General features: G+C 69.0%; 16 protein-coding genes. 14 read left to right on the top strand and 2 right to left on the bottom strand.

Annotation, left to right across the window (positions count from 1 at the left end; translation table 11 throughout):
* The first annotated feature begins 76 nt into the window (after positions 1 to 76).
* From ACFOW8_RS23210 to ACFOW8_RS23165, 10 genes are all read left to right on the top strand, one after another.
* The gene (locus tag ACFOW8_RS23210; RefSeq protein WP_378553551.1) at positions 77 to 346 is read left to right on the top strand and encodes a metal-sensitive transcriptional regulator; all 270 of its coding nucleotides are present in this window, start codon (positions 77 to 79) and stop codon (positions 344 to 346) included.
* Between the two features lie 19 nt (positions 347 to 365).
* The gene (locus ACFOW8_RS23205) at positions 366 to 611 is read left to right on the top strand and encodes a YgaP family membrane protein (RefSeq protein ID WP_378553550.1); all 246 of its coding nucleotides are present in this window, start codon (positions 366 to 368) and stop codon (positions 609 to 611) included.
* A 38-nt stretch (positions 612 to 649) separates the two neighbouring features.
* Entirely contained in the window at positions 650 to 1054 is a 405-nt protein-coding gene (locus tag ACFOW8_RS23200) for a DUF302 domain-containing protein (protein ID WP_378553549.1), read from the top strand.
* Positions 1055 to 1110: 56 nt separating this feature from the next.
* Positions 1111 to 1884 carry a sulfite exporter TauE/SafE family protein gene (locus tag ACFOW8_RS23195; RefSeq protein WP_378553548.1) on the top strand — a complete coding sequence of 258 codons (774 nt, stop codon included), beginning with the start codon at positions 1111 to 1113 and terminating at the stop codon, positions 1882 to 1884.
* Positions 1885 to 2101: 217 nt separating this feature from the next.
* On the top strand, positions 2102 to 2737 hold the full coding sequence (locus tag ACFOW8_RS23190; protein ID WP_378553547.1) for a response regulator: 636 nt from the start codon (positions 2102 to 2104) through the stop codon (positions 2735 to 2737).
* A gap of 48 nt (positions 2738 to 2785) precedes the next feature.
* Entirely contained in the window at positions 2786 to 4540 is a 1755-nt protein-coding gene (locus ACFOW8_RS23185) for a GAF domain-containing sensor histidine kinase (RefSeq protein WP_378553546.1), read from the top strand.
* A 589-nt stretch (positions 4541 to 5129) separates the two neighbouring features.
* Positions 5130 to 5495, top strand: coding sequence for a BlaI/MecI/CopY family transcriptional regulator (locus ACFOW8_RS23180; protein WP_378554647.1), 366 nt, complete (start codon positions 5130 to 5132; stop codon positions 5493 to 5495).
* Positions 5492 to 6442 (top strand): M56 family metallopeptidase, encoded by a 951-nt coding sequence (locus tag ACFOW8_RS23175; RefSeq protein ID WP_378553545.1) that lies wholly within the window; start codon positions 5492 to 5494, stop codon positions 6440 to 6442. The genes ACFOW8_RS23180 and ACFOW8_RS23175 overlap by 4 nt, the downstream gene beginning before the upstream one ends.
* 147 nt (positions 6443 to 6589) lie before the next feature.
* Positions 6590 to 8515 (top strand): peptidase, encoded by a 1926-nt coding sequence (locus ACFOW8_RS23170; protein WP_378553544.1) that lies wholly within the window; start codon positions 6590 to 6592, stop codon positions 8513 to 8515.
* Positions 8516 to 8672: 157 nt separating this feature from the next.
* The gene (locus tag ACFOW8_RS23165; protein WP_378553543.1) at positions 8673 to 9374 is read left to right on the top strand and encodes a hypothetical protein; all 702 of its coding nucleotides are present in this window, start codon (positions 8673 to 8675) and stop codon (positions 9372 to 9374) included.
* A gap of 30 nt (positions 9375 to 9404) precedes the next feature.
* Here the strand turns inward: ACFOW8_RS23165 and ACFOW8_RS23160 are convergent, their stop codons facing one another.
* A complete protein-coding gene (locus ACFOW8_RS23160) occupies positions 9405 to 10370 on the bottom strand; it encodes an NAD(P)H-dependent flavin oxidoreductase (RefSeq protein WP_378553542.1) in 966 nt (321 codons plus the stop codon).
* 41 nt (positions 10371 to 10411) lie between these two features.
* Positions 10412 to 11968, bottom strand: a complete 1557-nt coding sequence (locus ACFOW8_RS23155; RefSeq protein ID WP_378553541.1) for a class I adenylate-forming enzyme family protein — start codon at positions 11966 to 11968, stop codon at positions 10412 to 10414.
* 89 nt (positions 11969 to 12057) lie between these two features.
* On the opposite strand from ACFOW8_RS23155, the gene ACFOW8_RS23150 reads away from it, so the two are divergent.
* The 4 genes from ACFOW8_RS23150 to ACFOW8_RS23135 all read left to right on the top strand — a co-directional run bounded on the left by ACFOW8_RS23150 (position 12058) and on the right by ACFOW8_RS23135 (position 17283).
* Positions 12058 to 13251 (top strand): thiolase family protein, encoded by a 1194-nt coding sequence (locus ACFOW8_RS23150; RefSeq protein WP_378553539.1) that lies wholly within the window; start codon positions 12058 to 12060, stop codon positions 13249 to 13251.
* 53 nt (positions 13252 to 13304) lie between these two features.
* Positions 13305 to 14246 carry a winged helix-turn-helix transcriptional regulator gene (locus ACFOW8_RS23145; RefSeq protein ID WP_378553538.1) on the top strand — a complete coding sequence of 314 codons (942 nt, stop codon included), beginning with the start codon at positions 13305 to 13307 and terminating at the stop codon, positions 14244 to 14246.
* 176 nt (positions 14247 to 14422) lie between these two features.
* On the top strand, positions 14423 to 16084 hold the full coding sequence (locus ACFOW8_RS23140) for an aldehyde dehydrogenase family protein (RefSeq protein WP_378553537.1): 1662 nt from the start codon (positions 14423 to 14425) through the stop codon (positions 16082 to 16084).
* A gap of 2 nt (positions 16085 to 16086) precedes the next feature.
* Positions 16087 to 17283: a thiolase family protein gene (locus ACFOW8_RS23135; protein WP_378554646.1), complete on the top strand. Its 1197-nt coding sequence runs from the start codon at positions 16087 to 16089 to the stop codon at positions 17281 to 17283.
* Positions 17284 to 17309 lie beyond the last annotated feature (26 nt).

The following is a 17309-nucleotide window of genomic DNA, read 5'->3' as shown; positions in this document are numbered from 1 at the left end:
GTATGTGTGGCGCTGATTACCGCGCCACACATACCCCCTAGGGTATACTTGCGGGAGATTCGAGAAAGGAATCGCCATGGTCGGAAATGACGAGAGTATCGCGCTGGTTCTCAATCGGCTGCGCCGCGCGCACGGCCAGCTCGCCGGGGTGATCTCGATGATCGAGAACGGGCGCGACTGCAAAGATGTCGTCACCCAACTCGCGGCGGTCTCGCGGGCACTGGACAAGGCGGGATTCAAGATCGTCGCCAGTGGACTGCGCGAATGCCTGTCCGGCGACGCCGCCGACGGCAAGGAACCCATGAGCGAAGCGGAGCTCGAGAAGCTCTTCCTCGCCCTCGCCTGACCACGAGGAGGCCGAATCGATGGGTGATCTTCCCCGCCATCAGGGCTGGACTGTCGAACGAGTGGTACCACTCATGGCCGGGGTGGTCGTGCTGGCAAGTGTCGCTTCGGCCCTCGTATTCACGCCCTGGTGGCTGCTGCTCACCACCTTCGTCGGCCTCGATCTCGTCTTCTATGCCGCCGTGGGCTGGTGCCCGGCGAGCCTGGTCATGGAACGAGCCGGACTTGCCCGCATCGACTGCCGCGGCCGCTCCACCAGCCGCTGACTCACGAAGACCTGGACCAACGAGAACGGAGACCACGGATGAACCTCGCACTGTCCACGACCTTGACGACCTCGTTCGACGACGCCGTCGCGCGGACCCGAACCGCGTTGCAGGAACAAGGTTTCGGAGTACTGACCGAGATCGACATGCAGGCCACCATGAAGGCCAAACTCGGCGCCGACATGGAGCGGTATCTGATCCTCGGCGCCTGCAACCCGCCGCTCGCGCACCGCGCGGTGGAGGTCGACCGGCAGATCGGATTGCTGTTGCCCTGCAATGTCGTGGTGCGCGAGGACCCGGCCGCGCCGGGTGCGGTCCGCGTCGAGGCGATGAATCCGCAACTGCTCGTGCAGGTCACCGACGAAGCCGCGCTCGCACCGATCGCCGACGACGCGGGCGCCCGCCTGCAGGCCGCGATCGATGCGCTGACCACCGAAAACTGACCGGTTCCGAGCCACAACGATGACGCCGCACTGCCCGATCCCGCAAGGAGACACCGATGACGATCCTCGTCGCCGCGCTCCTGGGTGCTGTCATCGGAATCCTGCTCGGACTGCTCGGCGGCGGTGGGTCGATCCTCGCCGTGCCCGGGCTCGTCTACGGACTCGGGACCCCGCTCGGGCAGGCGGTTCCGATGTCCCTCCTGGTGGTCGGTCTCTCCGCGCTGGTGGGCGCCGTCCCGAAGATGCGCTCCGGTCGGGTCCAGTGGCGGGTCGCGGGCGTGTTCGCCGTGACCGGACTGCCCGCCGCGTTCGCCGGGAGTGCCGCCAACCGCGTCCTCCCGCCGACGCTGACTCTCGCCGGCTTCGCGCTCGTCATGATCGCCGCCGGAGCCCGGATGCTCGCGGGTGAGGACAGCATCGGTACCGCGTGCCGGGTGGACGGATCGACCGTCGACTGGCGTCGATGCACCTCGCGTGCGGTTCCGGTGGGCCTCGGCGTCGGTTTCCTGACCGGGCTGTTCGGAGTCGGTGGCGGCTTCCTCATCGTCCCCGGCCTCGTTCTGCTGCTCGGCATCGAGATGCCGGTGGCCATCGGTACATCCCTGGTGATCGTCACCGCCAACTCGGCCTCGGGACTGCTCGCCTACCTGGGCGATCTCAGCCTCGACTGGCGGGTAGCGGCGGTCTTCGCCGCGACGGCCATCGGCGGATCGCTCGTCGCGGGCCGATACGGACAACGAATCGACGTCGCGCGCCTGCAGCGGTGGTTCGCCTACTTGATCTTCACGGTGGCGGCCTTCGTCCTCGTCGACGTGATCTTCGTGCGCTGAGGGACACCTCCGTGACTTTCACGGTGCCGTGCGCGGCGAGGCGTTGGCGGAGTATGACGCCCAGTGGGCACAGGCCAGCCTGTCGGCGGGCATGGCAGGTTACCCCCAGGAGTATCCACCCGCAGGCGGGCACAAATAATCTATCGGGCAGTGTCAGGCGACGCGCGGATCCGCGCCGTAGGCTGGTAGTGCCACAGGAAACGAAAGGTCCGCGCTCATGGTGAAGGTCTTTTTGGTCGACGATCACGAAATCGTTCGGCACGGCGTAGCCGACCTCATCGACCTGGAGCCCGACCTCGAGGTGATCGGCGAGGCGGGTACCTACGCACAGGCCCTGGCCCGCATCCCGGCGCTACGCCCCGAGGTCGCGGTGCTCGATGTCCTGCTCCCCGACGGCAACGGCATCGAACTGTGCCGCGAACTCCTCTCGGCGAACCCCGAACTCCGGTGCCTGATCCTCACCTCGTTCACCGATGAGCAGGCCATGCTCAACGCCATCCTCGCCGGAGCCAGCGGCTACGTCATCAAAGACATCAAGAGCCTCGAGCTCATCACCGCCATCCGTGATGTCAGCGCCGGGAAGTCCCTGCTGGACAACCGTGCCGCCGCGGCGCTGATGGCCAAGCTGCGCACCGAGGCGGCGGGCAAGACGGGACCACTGGCCACGCTCACCGAGCAGGAACGAACCCTGCTCGCGCTCCTCGGCGAGGGCCTGACCAATCGGCAGATCGCCGCGCGTATGTTCCTGGCGGAGAAGACCGTGAAGAACTATGTCTCCCGGCTGCTGACGAAGCTCGGCGTCGAACGTCGCACGCAGGCGGCGGTCATGGCATCCAAGCTCGACGAATCATGAGGGGTTTCCGCGCACACCGGGACCGCCCTCGTGAATGACCATGGAACAATGTCCCCCGTGGGCGAACACGGCAAAGACTCCGCGAAGGGTCGGCAGCCCGCGGTCACCGAGACACTGTCACAGCTGCGGCTGCGGGAGTTGCTGAGCCAGGTTCAAGACCGCATCGCCCAGATCATCGATGTGCGCGATAACATGGACCGGCTCGTCGAGGCGATGCTCGTCGTCACTTCGGGGCTCGACCTCGACGACACGCTGCGCTCGATCGTGCACACCGCCATCGAACTCGTCGACGCCCAGTACGGCGCGCTCGGCGTCCGGGAGACCGACAAGAACAGCAACCAGCTCGCAGAGTTCGTCTACGAGGGCATCGACGACCGCACCCGCGTCCTCATCGGCGACCTCCCCCGCGGCCACGGCGTGCTCGGACTGCTGATCCAAGAGCCGACACCCATCCGGCTGAAGTCACTGTCCGATCACGCCTCCTCGGTCGGCTTCCCGCCGCATCATCCCCCGATGCGGACGTTCCTGGGCGTCCCCGTCAAGGTCCGCGACGAGATCTTCGGCAACCTCTACCTCACCGAGAAGGCCGGGGGGCAGGAGTTCACCGAGGACGACGAGGTCGTGGTGCAGGCGCTGGCCGCCGCGGCCGGTATCGCCATCGCCAACGCGCGCCTGTACGAGGAATCCCGTGTCCGCCAGCAATGGCTCGAAGCGACCCGGGACGTGGCGACCGAACTGCTCGCCGGCGGCGAACCCAACGAAGTCCTCGACCTCGTCACCCAGAGGGCCCTCACACTCACCCAGTCGGCCTGCACGTTCGTCGCGCTCCCCGAGGATCCCGACGTGCCCCGCGAGGAAGTAACCGAGCTGGCGGTGATCGCCGCGGCGGGAGTCGACGCAGAGGTGATCATCGGCCAGCGCCTCACCGTCGAGGACTCGCAGTCCGTCGCCGCGTACCGCTCCGAGAAAACGGTCTTGTCCGAGTGGTTGCCCTATAACCTCTTCTCGCACACCAGGGCCCAGTCCGGGCCCGCAGTGGTGGTCCCGCTGCGGGTCGGGTCGGAGGTCATCGGCGTACTCACCACGATTCGGCCCGCGGACACACAACCGATGGACGAGCCGACCACCACCATGCTCACCGCGTTCGCCGACCAAGCCGCGCTGGTCCTGCAGCTGTCCGACACACAGCGCCGCATGCGCGAACTCGACGTGCTCTCCGACCGCGACCGGATCGCCCGAGGCCTTCACGACCACGTCATCCAGCGGCTCTTCGCGGTCGGCCTCTCTCTGCAGGGCACCGTCCAGCGAGCGCGCACACCGGAGGTCAAGGACCGGCTGATGGCGACCATCGATGATATCCAATCCATTGTCCAGGACATCCGTCACTCGATCTTCGACCTGCAGAGCAACAACACGGCGGATTCCTCGAAGTACCGCAAACACCTGCACGGCATCATCGTCGACACCACCGCCGACATCGGGCTGCGCACGACGGTCCGCCTCGCCGGACCCGTCACGGTGCTCGCTCCCCCCTTGTCCGACGATGTCGAAGCAGTCCTGCGCGAGGCCGTCAGCAATGTCGTGCGGCACGCGCGAGCGAGTCTGGTCGCGGTCGAACTCCGGGTGGGCGACGAGGTGACGATCGAAGTCGCCGACGACGGCATCGGCGTCCCCGCCGACCTCGCGCGCCGCAGCGGATTGTCCAATCTCGCCGTCCGCGCCGAGAAAGCCGGAGGGTCGTTCCAGCTCGTCGACCGCCCCGAAGGCGGAACCATCCTGCGCTGGACAGCTCCCCTGCCCTGACGCCTCGGCCACCGCGCCAACCCAGGCCGGTTGGACCTCATGCCGGGGCCCAACTTCTCTACTCTGCCTCTGCTCCCAGGACGGACGCTACCTCTGCGGAGACTCGCGCGAGCTGCCAGTGAAGCGGCCCGGCCAACCTCGCCGCCCGCGCACGACGCCACGGTGGGACCGTCACCGCCGGCACTGCCCGCGGTCGCGGCACCACACTGCGTTGGTCGGTGCCCTTGCCCGATTGACGCCTTCGGACCCGCGCTTCCCACTCCACAGCGGGGTGCGCGGACCCACGATCCAGCCCTGGGCCGATGTGAGATGCCCATCTCCGGCGGCGTCGTCCGCGATCGGACGCGTCTGCGGAGGTTCACGAGGCGGCACCCGAGAAGCCCGGCAGGATCCGACGGGCGCTCGGGCCGCCGACCACACGATCCGCCGGAGAAGGTCCGTTGCCGACGGACTTCCTGTCGTGGCGACGCTGATCCCCCGGCAAAGGAGATACCTCACGATACATTCCAGCACTTCACCGGATTCGAACCGCGGAGACGGCGAAGGGACAGTATCTTTTATGCGCAGCGGCGAGATGGGACGAGCGATGGTGAAAGGCCTGGGTGCGCTGGAGAACCAGGTGATGACGGTGCTGTGGGAGGTTCCCGACGCGCTGTCGGTGCACGATCTCGTCGATCGCCTGGGCCGGGAGCAACGAACTCCCGCCTACACCACCATCCTGACGGTGGTGACGCATCTCTGGGAAAAGGGCTGGGTTCAGCGAGAGAAGATCGGCCGACGGTACCGCTATCGCCCCAGCCGCTCCCGCGCAGAAGCTACCACCGATCTGCTGCGTGAGATTCTCGACGCGAGCCCGGATGCGCCCGGCGCATTGCTGCATCTGGCGCGCACCGCGAGCGCGCAGGAGGTCCAGGCGCTGCGACAGGGCTTGTCCGCCGGCGAGGACGGACCGTGATCCTGCTCATCGCCCTGCTGGCCGTCGGCGCCATCCTGGCCCTGGGCACGCCCACGGTGCTGCGGCGCATCGACTTCGGCGGCGCGCCGGTCGTGGGCATCGTGGCCTGGATGGGCGCGGTGTCGGCGACGATCGCGGTCGGTGCGCTGGCGTTGACGGCCTTGGCGTGGCCGGGAGACCCGCCCGGCAACTCATCCGTGGGTGCGGTCGCACAGAGTCTCGCCGAGATCGAGCCCACAGTCGTCACCTGGACAGCGGACCTGATCTTGCCGGCCGCTATGGCCGGATCGATCCTTCCGGTGGGACTCGTCGCCCGTGTCGCCGTCATCCACGCGCGAAAATGGTCGGCTCATCGTCAGCGGCACACCGAACTGCTCGCGTTACTCGGTCGCGTCGATCCAGCCGGCACCGGCCTGGTATGGCTCGATCACCCGGTGCCGTTGGCATACAGCGTCTCAGGACACGGCGGATATATCGTAGTCACCGACGGTCTGGCCCGCTGCCTGACCGAGACACAATGGCGTGCGGTGCTCGCGCACGAGCACGCGCATCTGCGCGCCCACCACCATCACATCCTCGGTGTGTGCCAGGTACTCGCCGGCGCCTTCCCTCGGATTCCGCTGTTCGCCGCAGCGCCGTCGGCGCTGACGACCCTGGTCGAGCTCGCAGCGGATCGCGCTGCCGCGATTCGCACCGACCCGCACTCACTGGGTTCGGCGCTGCGCACCGTGGCGGGGCACGGTGCCCGGATGTCGATCGCGGCTGTCGAGCCGGCGCCTGATTCGCTGGCTGTTCGCCTGGCCTGTCTCGGGGCCGCGCCGGAGTCACGTTCGGCGGCCCGGCGTAGAGCGGCGGGGGCGCTGGTGGGCACGGTCCTTCTCGTGCCGATCACCGCGGCGCTCGCGGTCGGGCTCGGCTCGGTGGCAGCATCTTTGGCCCTGATCTGAAAACGCCCCAAAAAACTATGCGCCATAGTATTTTGGCGTCGAGCGAGAGTCGGCGCCCCAGGCGGCCACTCACGCCCATAAAGTGAAGTGGCATTATTTCAGAATCGAGAACCCTTGCGTTCCACCACTATTCCTAGTGCCCCCAGGTTGCGCGGACCGGCTTCGGTCCTGGTCACCGTGGCCCTGGTCGGCGCGGGCCTCGCCGGATCCACCACGGGGTCCGCCATGGCCGAGTCCGCACAGACGCGCTACTCACTGGTCAACGGCTGCTACCGGATCGACACCCCGGCCGGGCCGCTCGTTCCCGCGTCCGGCCCGTACCGGCTGCGGGCAACCGCTCTCGGCGAGTACCTGCTCTACGGGCGCACTCACCAGTTCCTGGAAGCCACCGCGGAGTCGATCCAGCCGGCCGAGGACCCCACCGATGCCGCGGTGTGGACCGTGGACGGTTCCGGCCCAGACCGATTCACCATCACCAACGTCGCGACCGGCACGACCGTACCCGCAACCTTCATCCCGGACACGGGCTGCGCTGACTTTCCCGAGGCGCAGTCCGGCACCACCGGCACGCCGGGATCCGAGCTCGGCTCCGATGGATCGATCCAGGGCGTCATCGACGCGCACGCGCACATCACCGCCTACGAATTCATGGGCGGAAACTTTCATTGCGGGCGCCCGTGGCACCCCTACGGTGTGGCCTACGCACTGCCCGACTGCGCCCCGTACCGCACCGGCACGAACGGCCTGATCGCGAGCTTCCTCGATCACGGTGAACCGTTCCACGATTCCGACACCGGCGGCTGGCCCACCTTCCGCGACTGGCCCAAGCCGTCCGTGCTCACCACCGAAGGCGCCTACTGGACCAGCATCGAGCGGTCCTGGAAGGCAGGCCTGCGCGTCATGACCGTCGACCTCGTGGACAACGAGTCGCTGTGCGCCATGATGACCGATCGACGAAACCCGTGCGACGACATGGCCTCCGCGCGGCTCCAAGCAACAGGACTCCGCGCGCTGCAGGACTACATCGATGCCCAGTACGGCGGCCCCGGTCAAGGCTTCTTCCGCATCGCCACCAGCCCAGGTGAGGCTCGCCGGATCGCCGAGGCGGGCAAACTCGCCGTTGTCCTGGGCATGGAGTTGTCCGACCCGCTGGGATGTGGAGTGTTTCTCGGGCAGCCGGAATGCACGCGGGCCGATATCGATCGATGGCTGGTCGACCTACGGGAAATCGGCGTCAGCAGCTTCTTCCCGGTACACAAGTTCGACAATGCCTTCGGCGGCACCAAGATGGATCACGATGTCACGGGCCTGCTCGTCAACGCGGGCAACTTCATGCAGACCGGCACCTTCTGGAATGTGCAGGACTGTCCCGGTCCCGAACACGACAGCACTCAGCTCTCGGTACCGGTCGCCGGAGATGTCAATCAGTTCCTCTCGAACCTGACCGGTCCGTTGATCGGCGGCGCGCCGCTCCCGCTGTATCCGCCTGGACCGCACTGCAATGCGCGCGGATTGACCGACCTCGGAAGCTATCTGATCAACAGGATGATCGATCACGGATTCCTCATCGAGGTGGACCATCTGAGCGAGGCCACCGCCGACGAGGTCATGTCCATCATCGAGAAGCGTGGCTATTCCGGTGTCGTGTCCTCCCACGGTTGGGACTCGAACAAGACCACGGCGCGCGTCTACGCCGCGGGCGGATTCGCCGCGCCCTATGCCAGTGAACCCTCGACCTTCGTCCGGGCCTGGCGTGAGGCCCGCGCGCTCCCCCGTCCGGACAGCGAGTTCGGATTCGGATTCGGCTCCGACATGAACGGCATCGCCGGCCAGGGTGCCGCTCCCGGACCGGGCACGATCCGGTATCCGTTCACCTCACACGACGGCCGAGTGACTTTCGACCGCGAACGGTGGGGCGACCGTGTCTTCGACTTCAATACCGACGGCACCGCGACCTACGGGTCCTACGCCGACTGGCTCGAAGCGGTCCGCGTACTCGGCGGCCCGGAGGTCATGGCCGATGTCTTCCGCGGCGCGGAGATCTACCTGCGCATGTGGGAGGAAGCCCGGTGATCGATGACGACAGGCCCACCCGGGTGGTGGCATCGAATCTTCCCAGGACCGACTAGTTCCCTGGGAATCCAGTCCATTCCGGCGCGAATCCGAGCCGGAACGGACCAGTCGACAAGAGAATCGTCCCGGCCGAGTTCGCCGGGGCTTGGAGGAAATCATGTACCGGACTTCCCGTATCGCCGCAGGCGTGGCCACCACCGCACTGGTCGTCGCCGGTGTCGGTGTCGGCCTCGGTCCCGGCGTCGCCGCCGCGGAAGGCGGTTGCGCGGTCAGCAGCCACGCCGAGAAACAGGACGTCAGCACCTGGGGCGTCACCCACGTCTACGACAAGATCGCCAGCGCGGAGCAGATCGGTGTCGGCACCTCGGTCACCTACAAGGTCATCGTCGGCACCACCGGGATCGGCAACCCCTATGTCAACACCATCACCGACTTCCCGCCGGTCGGCTTCGGCGCGCCCACCAAGACCACCATCACCGCCTACCATGCCATCGGCGGCCAGGTCACCGAGGACGTCACCGCCGAGCCCAACGCCGGCGGCTGGAAGGTCACCAGCACCGGCTGGTTCGTCAACTCCGGCAACCCGGTCACCCTGACCATCACCTACCCGGTGCCCGACAGCATCAAGGTCGGCCAGCAGGTCACCAGCGGTGGCGTCGGTGTCGCGGGCACCGTGGGCGTCAGCAACGAAATGCCGGGGCTCACCGCCTGTTTCACCGCGCGCGGCGCCAACGCGGGCGAGACCGTGATCGGCAGCCTCGGCGACAACGGCCTCGGTTCCTCCGACGGCCAGCTCAGCTCCACCGGTTCGCTGAGCGAGATCCTCTCCGACGTGCTGGGCAATCTGATCGGTAGCTGATCGCCCGGCACGGGCTGCGCCGGTCGACCCTCATCGCGCGACGGCGGCGATGATCCGGCTCGACCGTCGCAGCGCCGCGACGTACTCCGTCTCGATCCGATCGACGATGGCGTGCACCGGTTCGACGACGCGGATGGGCTGCAACCCCTGGCCTGCCGCCCACACGTCCTTCCATCGCTTCATGGACTCGGTGCCCGCCGTGTAGTTCTTCTCGCCCGTCGGCGCGGTCAGGTTGTCGGGGTCGAGGCCGCAGGCGAGGAGGCTGGGTTTGAGCCAGGAGGCGGGGGTGCCGGTGATGGCGGAACTGATCACGAGGTCGTCGGGTCCGTGGTCGACGACCATCTGCTTGTACCCGTCGACGGCCATACTCTCCGCCGCGGCCAGGAACCGGGTACCCATGTAGACCAGGTCGGCGCCTGCGGTGATCGCGCCGGCTACGCCGTACCCGTCGCTGATGCCGCCACCGATGATGATCATCCCGTCGAAGAACTCGCGCACGGCCGAAGTGAACGCGAAGGGCGACAGGTGGCCGGTGTGGCCACCCGCGCCCGCCGACACGCAGGCCATGCCGTCGACGCCCGCGGCGGCGGCCTTGTGCGCGAGGCGCAGGTTGACCACGTCGGCGATCACCGTGCCGCCGTATCCCTTGACGATGTCCATCACGGGCTTCGGCGAACCTAGGGCAGTGATGACGATCTGCGGCTGGTACTCGGCGATGAGGCGCAGATCGTCCGCGAGGCGGGCGTTGCTGCTGTGCGTGATCACATTCGCCGCCCATGGGGCCACCCGGAGCTCAGTGGCCGCTGCCGCGCGGAGCGCATCGGTGATCGTTCCCATCCAGCTGTCGAGGTCGGCGGCCGTGCGGCAGTTCTGCGTCGGGAACGATCCGACGACGCCCGCGGTGCAGGCCGCGATGACCAGCTCCGGGCCGGACACCAGGAACATCGGCGCCGCGACGACCGGCAGGCGCAGGGTGGACAGGAACGAGTCGGTCATGGTGTTTCCTTCGGCGGGGAGCGGTAAGTGCTTGGGCGAGTTCATGATGCGGCGCGAACGAGGGCGTCGAGCAGCGTTGCCGCCGCCGCCCGATCGACCTTCCCCAGCGCGGTCAGTGGCAGCTGGTCGATGCGGTGCGCGGCCTTGGGGCGTTTGTAGTCGGGCAGCCGGGTCCGGCTCTCCGCCAGCACGACGTCGCCTTCGACACGCACGCCGGCCGCCGAGGTGTACGCGGCGACGATGCGTTGCCCCCACACCTCGTCGGGCAGCCCGACGACAACGACGTCGTCGACTCCGGGGATCGCGGAGATCGCCTCCTCGACCTCGCGGGGATAGACGTTGTACCCGCCCGTGATGATCATGTCCTTGCTGCGGCCGGTCAGGTGGATGTAGCCGTCCGGGTCCCGGTAGCCGAGGTCACCGGAGTACAGGTGGCCGTCGACGTGGCTCTTGCCCAGATCCGTTCGCGTGCCCGCGTTGTGATAGCCGGGGCTGACAGCGGGTCCGGCGACGACGAGCTCGCCGATCTCGCCGTCGGGCACCGGGTCGTCGTGGGTACCGAACACGATGGCCGCGGCCGGGCAGGCGCGCCCCACCGACCCGAGCAGTCCGGCGTTGTCGATCACGCCGCGGCGATGGTCCGCGGCGGTCAGCACCGTCAGGGGCGGGATCGCCTCGACCATTCCGTAGTACTGAACGAGATTCGGCGTGATGCGGTGATACGCCTGCCGGATGTGTTCGACGGGCATGGGAGCGCCCGCGTAGGCGAGCATGCGCAGGCGTCGCAGCACCGACAGCCGGTCGTCGTCGATGTCGAGCAACCGGGCGATGACCGTCGGCACCAGGGCGGTATGGGTCGCGGCGTGTGCCTCGACGGCCTCGATGAGACCCGCGGGGCCGACGTGCTCGAGGAGTACCTGGCGGCCGCCCGCCTCGAGGAACGGCAACACGAACAGCCCGCTGGTGTGAATGACGGGGCCCGCGTGCAGGAACACCGCGGGCTCGGCTCCGTCGAGGGTGCCGGCGAGCACCTGGTCGCGCATCGCGGCGAGCGATGCCAGCCGGTTCGAATGCGTCCGCTCGGCGCCCTTCGGGAGGCCGGTGGTCCCGGACGAATAGTGCAGCGCGCACAGCGAATCCGGCTCCGGCGTCGGCCACCCGGCGTAGTCGGCGGCACCGGTCACCAGCTCATCGAGCGAAAGTCCGGCCGACGCGGTCGGGTCGACGGCGATCACGGTCGACGTCGTCCGCGCGGCGAACTCGGCCGCCCCGTCGATCCGGGTGTCGACGATCAGGGCGTCCGGCGCGCAGTCGGTGACGACACGTTCCCACTCCGCCGGGCCCACCCGCGGGTTCAGCGACACCCGGACGAAGCCGCCGATCGCCAGCGCCAGGTCGGCTTCGACGGCCGCCACGGAGTTGCCGACCAGGACGACGACCCGGCTGCCCGCCGCGATGCCGAGGCCGCGCAGGCCTCCCGCCAGCGCGTGTGCCCGGTCGGACAGTTCGGTGAACGTCCGAGTCCCGCGGCTGTCCTCGATCGCGGTCGCGGGTCCGTACCGATCGGCCGCGGTACGAACCACGTCGGCTATCGACATGAGGCTCCCTTCATTCGCTACAGTTATTGAAGTAGACAACGGCCGGCGAATTTCCGCAAGGGCCGTGCCGATCACCCAGGAGGAGTCCCATGACCGAACGCCATCCCCGCGCCGACCGACGCGCGCCGTGGGTGATCGACGCGGTCCGCACGCCGTTCGGCGCGGTCCGCGGCGCGCTCTCCCACGTCCGGGCCGACGATCTGGCCGCGCTGCCGATCGCCGAGCTGGTCGGCAGGCATCCGACCCTCGACCCCGGTCGAATCGACGACGTCGTCTGGGGAAACGCCAACGGCGCGGGCGAGGACAACCGCAATGTCGCGCGGATGGCGGTGCTGCTCGCGGGGCTCCCCCACACGATCCCGGGTGTATCGGTCAACCGGCTGTGTGGCTCCGGCGCCGAGGCGGTGTTGGCCGCAGGCAGGCGGGTCGCCGTCGGTGACGCCGAGGTCGTGATCGCGGGCGGCTCGGAGAGCATGAGCCGCGCGCCGTACGTGCTCCCGCCGGTGGACTCCGCGTTTCCACGGCGGATGGAACTGATCCCCACCACCGTCGGGTGGCGCATGCCCAACCCACGTTTCCCCGCGACCTGGATCGAGACGCTCGGCAGGTCGGCGGAATTGGTGGCGGAGCAGCTGGGTATCGGGCGCGCCGAGCAGGACGAATGGGCGCTGCGGTCCCATGAGCTGGCGGGCCGGGCGTGGGCGGGCGGCGTGCACGACGGCTTCGTCACGCCACACCCGGACCTGGACCGCGACGAACCGATCCGGGTGACCGACGCCGCGACCCTGGCCGCACTGCGGCCGGCCTTCTCGCGCGACGGCAGTGTCACCGCCGGAAATTCGTCGCCGATCAGCGATGGCGCGGTCGCGACGCTGATCGGCACCGGAGCCGTCGCCGACGAGCTCGGCGTGGAGCCGCTCGGCCGGGTGCTGAGCTCGGCGGTGGTCGGCGCCGAACCCGACAAATTCGCGCTCGCGCCGGTGGCCGCCATCACGAAAGCAGTGGACCGCGCGGGGCTCGAGCTCGCCGACGTCCGGGTGCTCGAGCTCAACGAGGCGTTCGCCGCGATGGTCCTGTCGTGCCTGCGGGAACTCCCCGGAATCGGGGTCGATCGGGTCAATCCCTTCGGCGGCGCCATCGCCCTCGGTCATCCACTGGGCGCGTCGGCGGCCAGAGTGGTGGTCGATTGCCTGCGCCACCTGCGTCGGCTCGGCGGCGGCGTCGGCGTGGCAGCGGCCTGCATCGGCGTGGGGCAAGGCATCGCTATTGTGTTGGAGGCCTGAGCGAACGATGCGCGGGAGGCGATCGTCGAGGGCGGGACCGGGAGGTGGATGAGGTGACCGAATCCGGGACCACCGCTCCGCAGAGCCCGGTCGCCCAGACGATCGACCTGCTCGGCGACCGGTTGACCCTGGCCATCCTGCGCGAGGCGTTCGTCGATCACGCGCGCCGCTTCAGTCAGTGGATCGACCGCACCGGCGCCCCGCCCGCCATGCTGACCGCACGCCTGAACGCGCTGGTCGAGGCGGATCTGATGGAGCGCAGGCCGCAGCCCAACGGCGGCGACCGCCACGACTACCTGCTGACCGAGCTCGGCATGGCGACCTGGGAGATCCTGGCCAGCGTCTGGGCGTGGCAGCGGGAGTGGTCCCCCGAAGGGCTGCTGCAACCGGAGCTGGTGCACATCGACTGCGGCCATCGGGGGCCGCCGGCGCTGATGTGCGGCCACTGTGGCCGCACCGTCGGCACCCGGGATGCCCAGCTCGAACTGGACCGGGCATCGCTGGTCCTGGTGGCGCGCAGCGGGCGACGGCGATCGACCCGCAATGCCCCGTCCGTGAGCCGCGCCGACCTGCAGTTCACCGAGGTCATGGAGGCGATCGGCGACCGGTGGAGCGCCATGGTCACCGGCTTGGCGCTGTCCGGGGTGCGCCGCTTCGGGGAATTCCAGTCCATCCTGAGCATCTCGCCGACAACCCTCACCGAACGGCTGGGACGGCTGTCCGAGATGCAGATCCTCGCCCGGAGCGAACGCGGTAGCGGGCGCGAGTACGTGCTGACCCCGCGCGGCCGGGGACTGTTCCCGATCTTCGCCTTCCTGTTGTCGTGGACGGAGCTCGCGCACCCCGACGCGCTCTCACTCGGGCCGAAACTCCGCCACCCCGAGTGCGGTTCGTGGCTGCTGCCCGCGCTGCGCTGCCGTGGCTGCGAGGTCGCGATGGAGCGCACTTCCGTGCGCTTCGAACCTTTCCCGTTCGGCGCTCAGTTCCCGCGTTAGCCGCAACGCGCTCTTCCTCTCACAAGGTCCGGCCGCCATCGGCCGTTGACAATTCCCGCTGTGTCCTGCTTCACTTCAATAACAGTAGTTGATTCGGCCGAAGCGGACACCTACCTCCGCGCTCCCGACAACGGACTGATCTCGCCACACATCTGCTGACACAGGAACGAGCGCCGATGTTCTTCGAAACCCACCTCGAACAGCTGCGAGCGGCGGCGGAGGCCAACCGCACCCGCGCCGCCTGGACCGGGTATGCGCCCATCACCCCGCCCGACGTCGCGCGGGCCGATGCCGTCCTCGCCAGGTTCGACGGTGCCACCCTGACGCTCTCGTCGCCCACCGACTCGGTGATCACCGCCGACGAGATCTCGCCGTACACCGGGAAGGCGCTCAACGTCAGCTACCACGCGCCATCCGTCGACGAGGCGCTGGCCGGCGCGGCGTCCAGCGCGCCCGCCCTTCGCGACGCCGACATCGAGCGCCGGGTCGGCGTGTGCCTGGAGGCGCTGCACCGGATCCACCAGCGCGGCGAGGAGTTCGCGGCGGTCACCGCGCACACCACGGGGCAGAGCCTCACCATGGCCTGCAGCGGCAGCGGGACCAACGCCCTCGACCGCGGCCTGGAAGCGGTGGCGATGGCCTGGTCGGCGATGACCCGGATACCCGAACAGGTGACCTGGCGGCAGCGGTTCGGCAAGTCGGACGTGACGCTGCGCAAGCGATTCCGCGTCCGCCCGCTCGGTACCGCGCTCGTCATCGCCTGCGCCTCGTTCCCCGCCTGGAACGCCTACCCGGCGATCCTCGCCAACCTCGCGACGGGAAACCCGGTCCTCGTCAAGCCGCACCCCCGCTCGGTCCTGGCGACCGCGCTCGCGGTCGGCGTGATCCGCGAGGTGCTGGCCGAAGCGCAGTTGCCCGCCGACGCCGTCCAGCTGGTGGTCGACACCGCCGAGGCTCCCGTCGCCGGACGGCTCGCCACCAGCCCCGAGGTGCGGATCGTCGATTTCACCGGCAGTCCCGCCTTCGGGTCGTGGCTGGAACACAACGTCCCGAACACCCTCGTGTTCACCGAGACCGCGGGCGTCAACACCGTCGTCCTCGATTCCGTCTCCGATCTGTCCGCGGCGATGCGCACGCTCGCCGGCGGTCTCTCGCTCTTCAGCGGCCAGATGTGCACCACGCCGCAGAACATCTACCTCCCCGACGCGGGCGTGCGCACGGACGCGGGCGTGATCGCCCGGGACGACGTCGTCGCCGCGCTCCTGTCCGCGATCGACGACCTGGCAGGCGTGCCACGCCGCGCGGCGGCCGTCTGCGGCGCGCTGCAGTCCGACGCGACGCTGCACTCGATCACCGAGCTCGCCGACGCGGCCGAGGCGAGCGGGAGCTTGCTGCGCGGGCCGGTACCGTACGTCCACCCCGACTATCCCCAGGCCAGGGCGGTGACCCCACTGGTCGTGCGGGTCGATCCCCGTCGGGGGGACACGCTTCCCGAGGGCGAGCAGTTCGGTCCGGTCGCCTTCCTCATCGACTGTGCCGATACCGCGGCCGCGGTGGCGCACGCGACCGCGAGCGTCCGCGGCCACGGCGCGATCAGCTCCTACCTCTACTGCACCGACGACGCCGTCGTCGACGAGGTGGCCGACGCCTACGCCGATGCCGGCGCCTCCCTCTCGGCGAACCTGGTGTCCTCGATGCCCATGCAGTTCGCGGCCGCCTACAGCGACTACCACGTCACCGGGCTCAACCCCGCGGGCAACGCGACCCTCACCGACGAGTCGTTCGTCGCCGGGCGCTTCCGCGTCGTCCAGGACCGCCGCCAGGTCGAGGGGGCGTGACCATGTCCCAGTTCTCCTCCGGCGTCTACATCTACGACGCGGTCCGCACACCGAAGGCCCGGGTCCGGCGTCAGGGCGGCACCTTCGCCGACGTCCCCGCGCACGAACTCCTCGCCCAGCTGCTGTCCGCCCTGCGGGAACGTGGTCTCCCCGCCGATACGGTCGACGATGTCATCGTCGGCACCAGCACCGCGGTCGGTGACCAGGGCGGCAATGTCGCCAGGGCAGGCGTGCTCTGGGCGGGCTGGCCCGACCACGTCGGCGCGGGCGTGGTCTCGCGACTGTGCTGCTCGGGACTGGACGCGATCGAGTCCGCCGCGGCCAAGGTGGCCTCCGGTATCGCCGATGTCGTCGTCGCCGGTGGCGTCGAGTCGATGTCCCGGGTACCGATGCTGTCGGACCGGCCGGCCTTCGTCGGCGACGAGGAACTCGGCGACCGCACCGGCTACGTCACCATCGGGGTCTCCGCGGACCTCACCGCGGCCGAATACGGTTTGACCCGAACCGATCTCGACGCCTACGCGGTCACCTCGCACCAGCGCGCCGCTGCGGCTCCGCCGTCGCGTTCGGTGATCGCGGTCCGATCGGAGGGCACCACCATCCTGGATTCGGACGAGGGCCCCCGACCCGACGTCAGCCTCGAATCCCTCGGCGAACTCGCGCCACTCTTCGGCGAGGACCCGTCGTGGAGCCGAGTCGCGAAGCGCCTGCCCGCGCTCGCGCGGCCTGCGGGTGGGCTGCACACCGCCGCCACCGCTCCGCAGATGGCCGACGGTGCGGCGTTGGCGGTGTTCGGATCCGCCGCCGCAGGTGATCGAATCGGCGGCGAGCCGATCGGGGAGGTGGTCGGCGTAGCCCAGGCCGCCGTGCGCTCGCCGCTGCTCACGGCCTCGGTCACCGCCTCGCGCCGCGCCATCGAGAAGGCCGGGATCACCGCGGGACAGCTCGACGTGATCGAGGCGAACGAGTCCTTCGCCGCGTCGGTCCTGGTGATGATCCGCGAGCTCGGACTCGATCCGCTCCGGGTCAATCCTCGCGGCGGATCGCTCGCTACCGGCCATCCGCTGGGTGCCGGTGGCGGAGCGCTCCTCGTCAACGCCCTCGACCAGCTCGCCCACGTCGACGGCGAATACGCCCTCGTGACCATCCCGGCGGCGCTCGGGCTCGGCGCCGCCGTCGTCGTCCGTCGGCACCGTTGACCGGCAACCCAGATCACCGCACGAAA

Origin of the sequence: Nocardia rhizosphaerae (assembly GCF_042650365.1) — a bacterium.
Lineage (GTDB): Bacteria > Actinomycetota > Actinomycetes > Mycobacteriales > Mycobacteriaceae > Nocardia > Nocardia rhizosphaerae.
The sequence above is the reverse complement of the archived record's forward strand: the minus strand, read 5'-3'. Positions and strand labels throughout refer to the sequence as shown.

Coding starts and splice junctions, on each gene's coding strand:
- ACFOW8_RS23210 (WP_378553551.1), top strand. CDS start 77: ATGGTCGGAAATGACGAGAGTATCGCGCTGGTTCTCAATCGGCTGCGC.
- ACFOW8_RS23205 (WP_378553550.1), top strand. CDS start 366: ATGGGTGATCTTCCCCGCCATCAGGGCTGGACTGTCGAACGAGTGGTA.
- ACFOW8_RS23200 (WP_378553549.1), top strand. CDS start 650: ATGAACCTCGCACTGTCCACGACCTTGACGACCTCGTTCGACGACGCC.
- ACFOW8_RS23195 (WP_378553548.1), top strand. CDS start 1,111: ATGACGATCCTCGTCGCCGCGCTCCTGGGTGCTGTCATCGGAATCCTG.
- ACFOW8_RS23190 (WP_378553547.1), top strand. CDS start 2,102: ATGGTGAAGGTCTTTTTGGTCGACGATCACGAAATCGTTCGGCACGGC.
- ACFOW8_RS23185 (WP_378553546.1), top strand. CDS start 2,786: ATGTCCCCCGTGGGCGAACACGGCAAAGACTCCGCGAAGGGTCGGCAG.
- ACFOW8_RS23165 (WP_378553543.1), top strand. CDS start 8,673: ATGTACCGGACTTCCCGTATCGCCGCAGGCGTGGCCACCACCGCACTG.
- ACFOW8_RS23160 (WP_378553542.1), bottom strand. CDS start 10,370: ATGACCGACTCGTTCCTGTCCACCCTGCGCCTGCCGGTCGTCGCGGCG.
- ACFOW8_RS23155 (WP_378553541.1), bottom strand. CDS start 11,968: ATGTCGATAGCCGACGTGGTTCGTACCGCGGCCGATCGGTACGGACCC.
- ACFOW8_RS23150 (WP_378553539.1), top strand. CDS start 12,058: ATGACCGAACGCCATCCCCGCGCCGACCGACGCGCGCCGTGGGTGATC.
- ACFOW8_RS23140 (WP_378553537.1), top strand. CDS start 14,423: ATGTTCTTCGAAACCCACCTCGAACAGCTGCGAGCGGCGGCGGAGGCC.
- ACFOW8_RS23135 (WP_378554646.1), top strand. CDS start 16,087: ATGTCCCAGTTCTCCTCCGGCGTCTACATCTACGACGCGGTCCGCACA.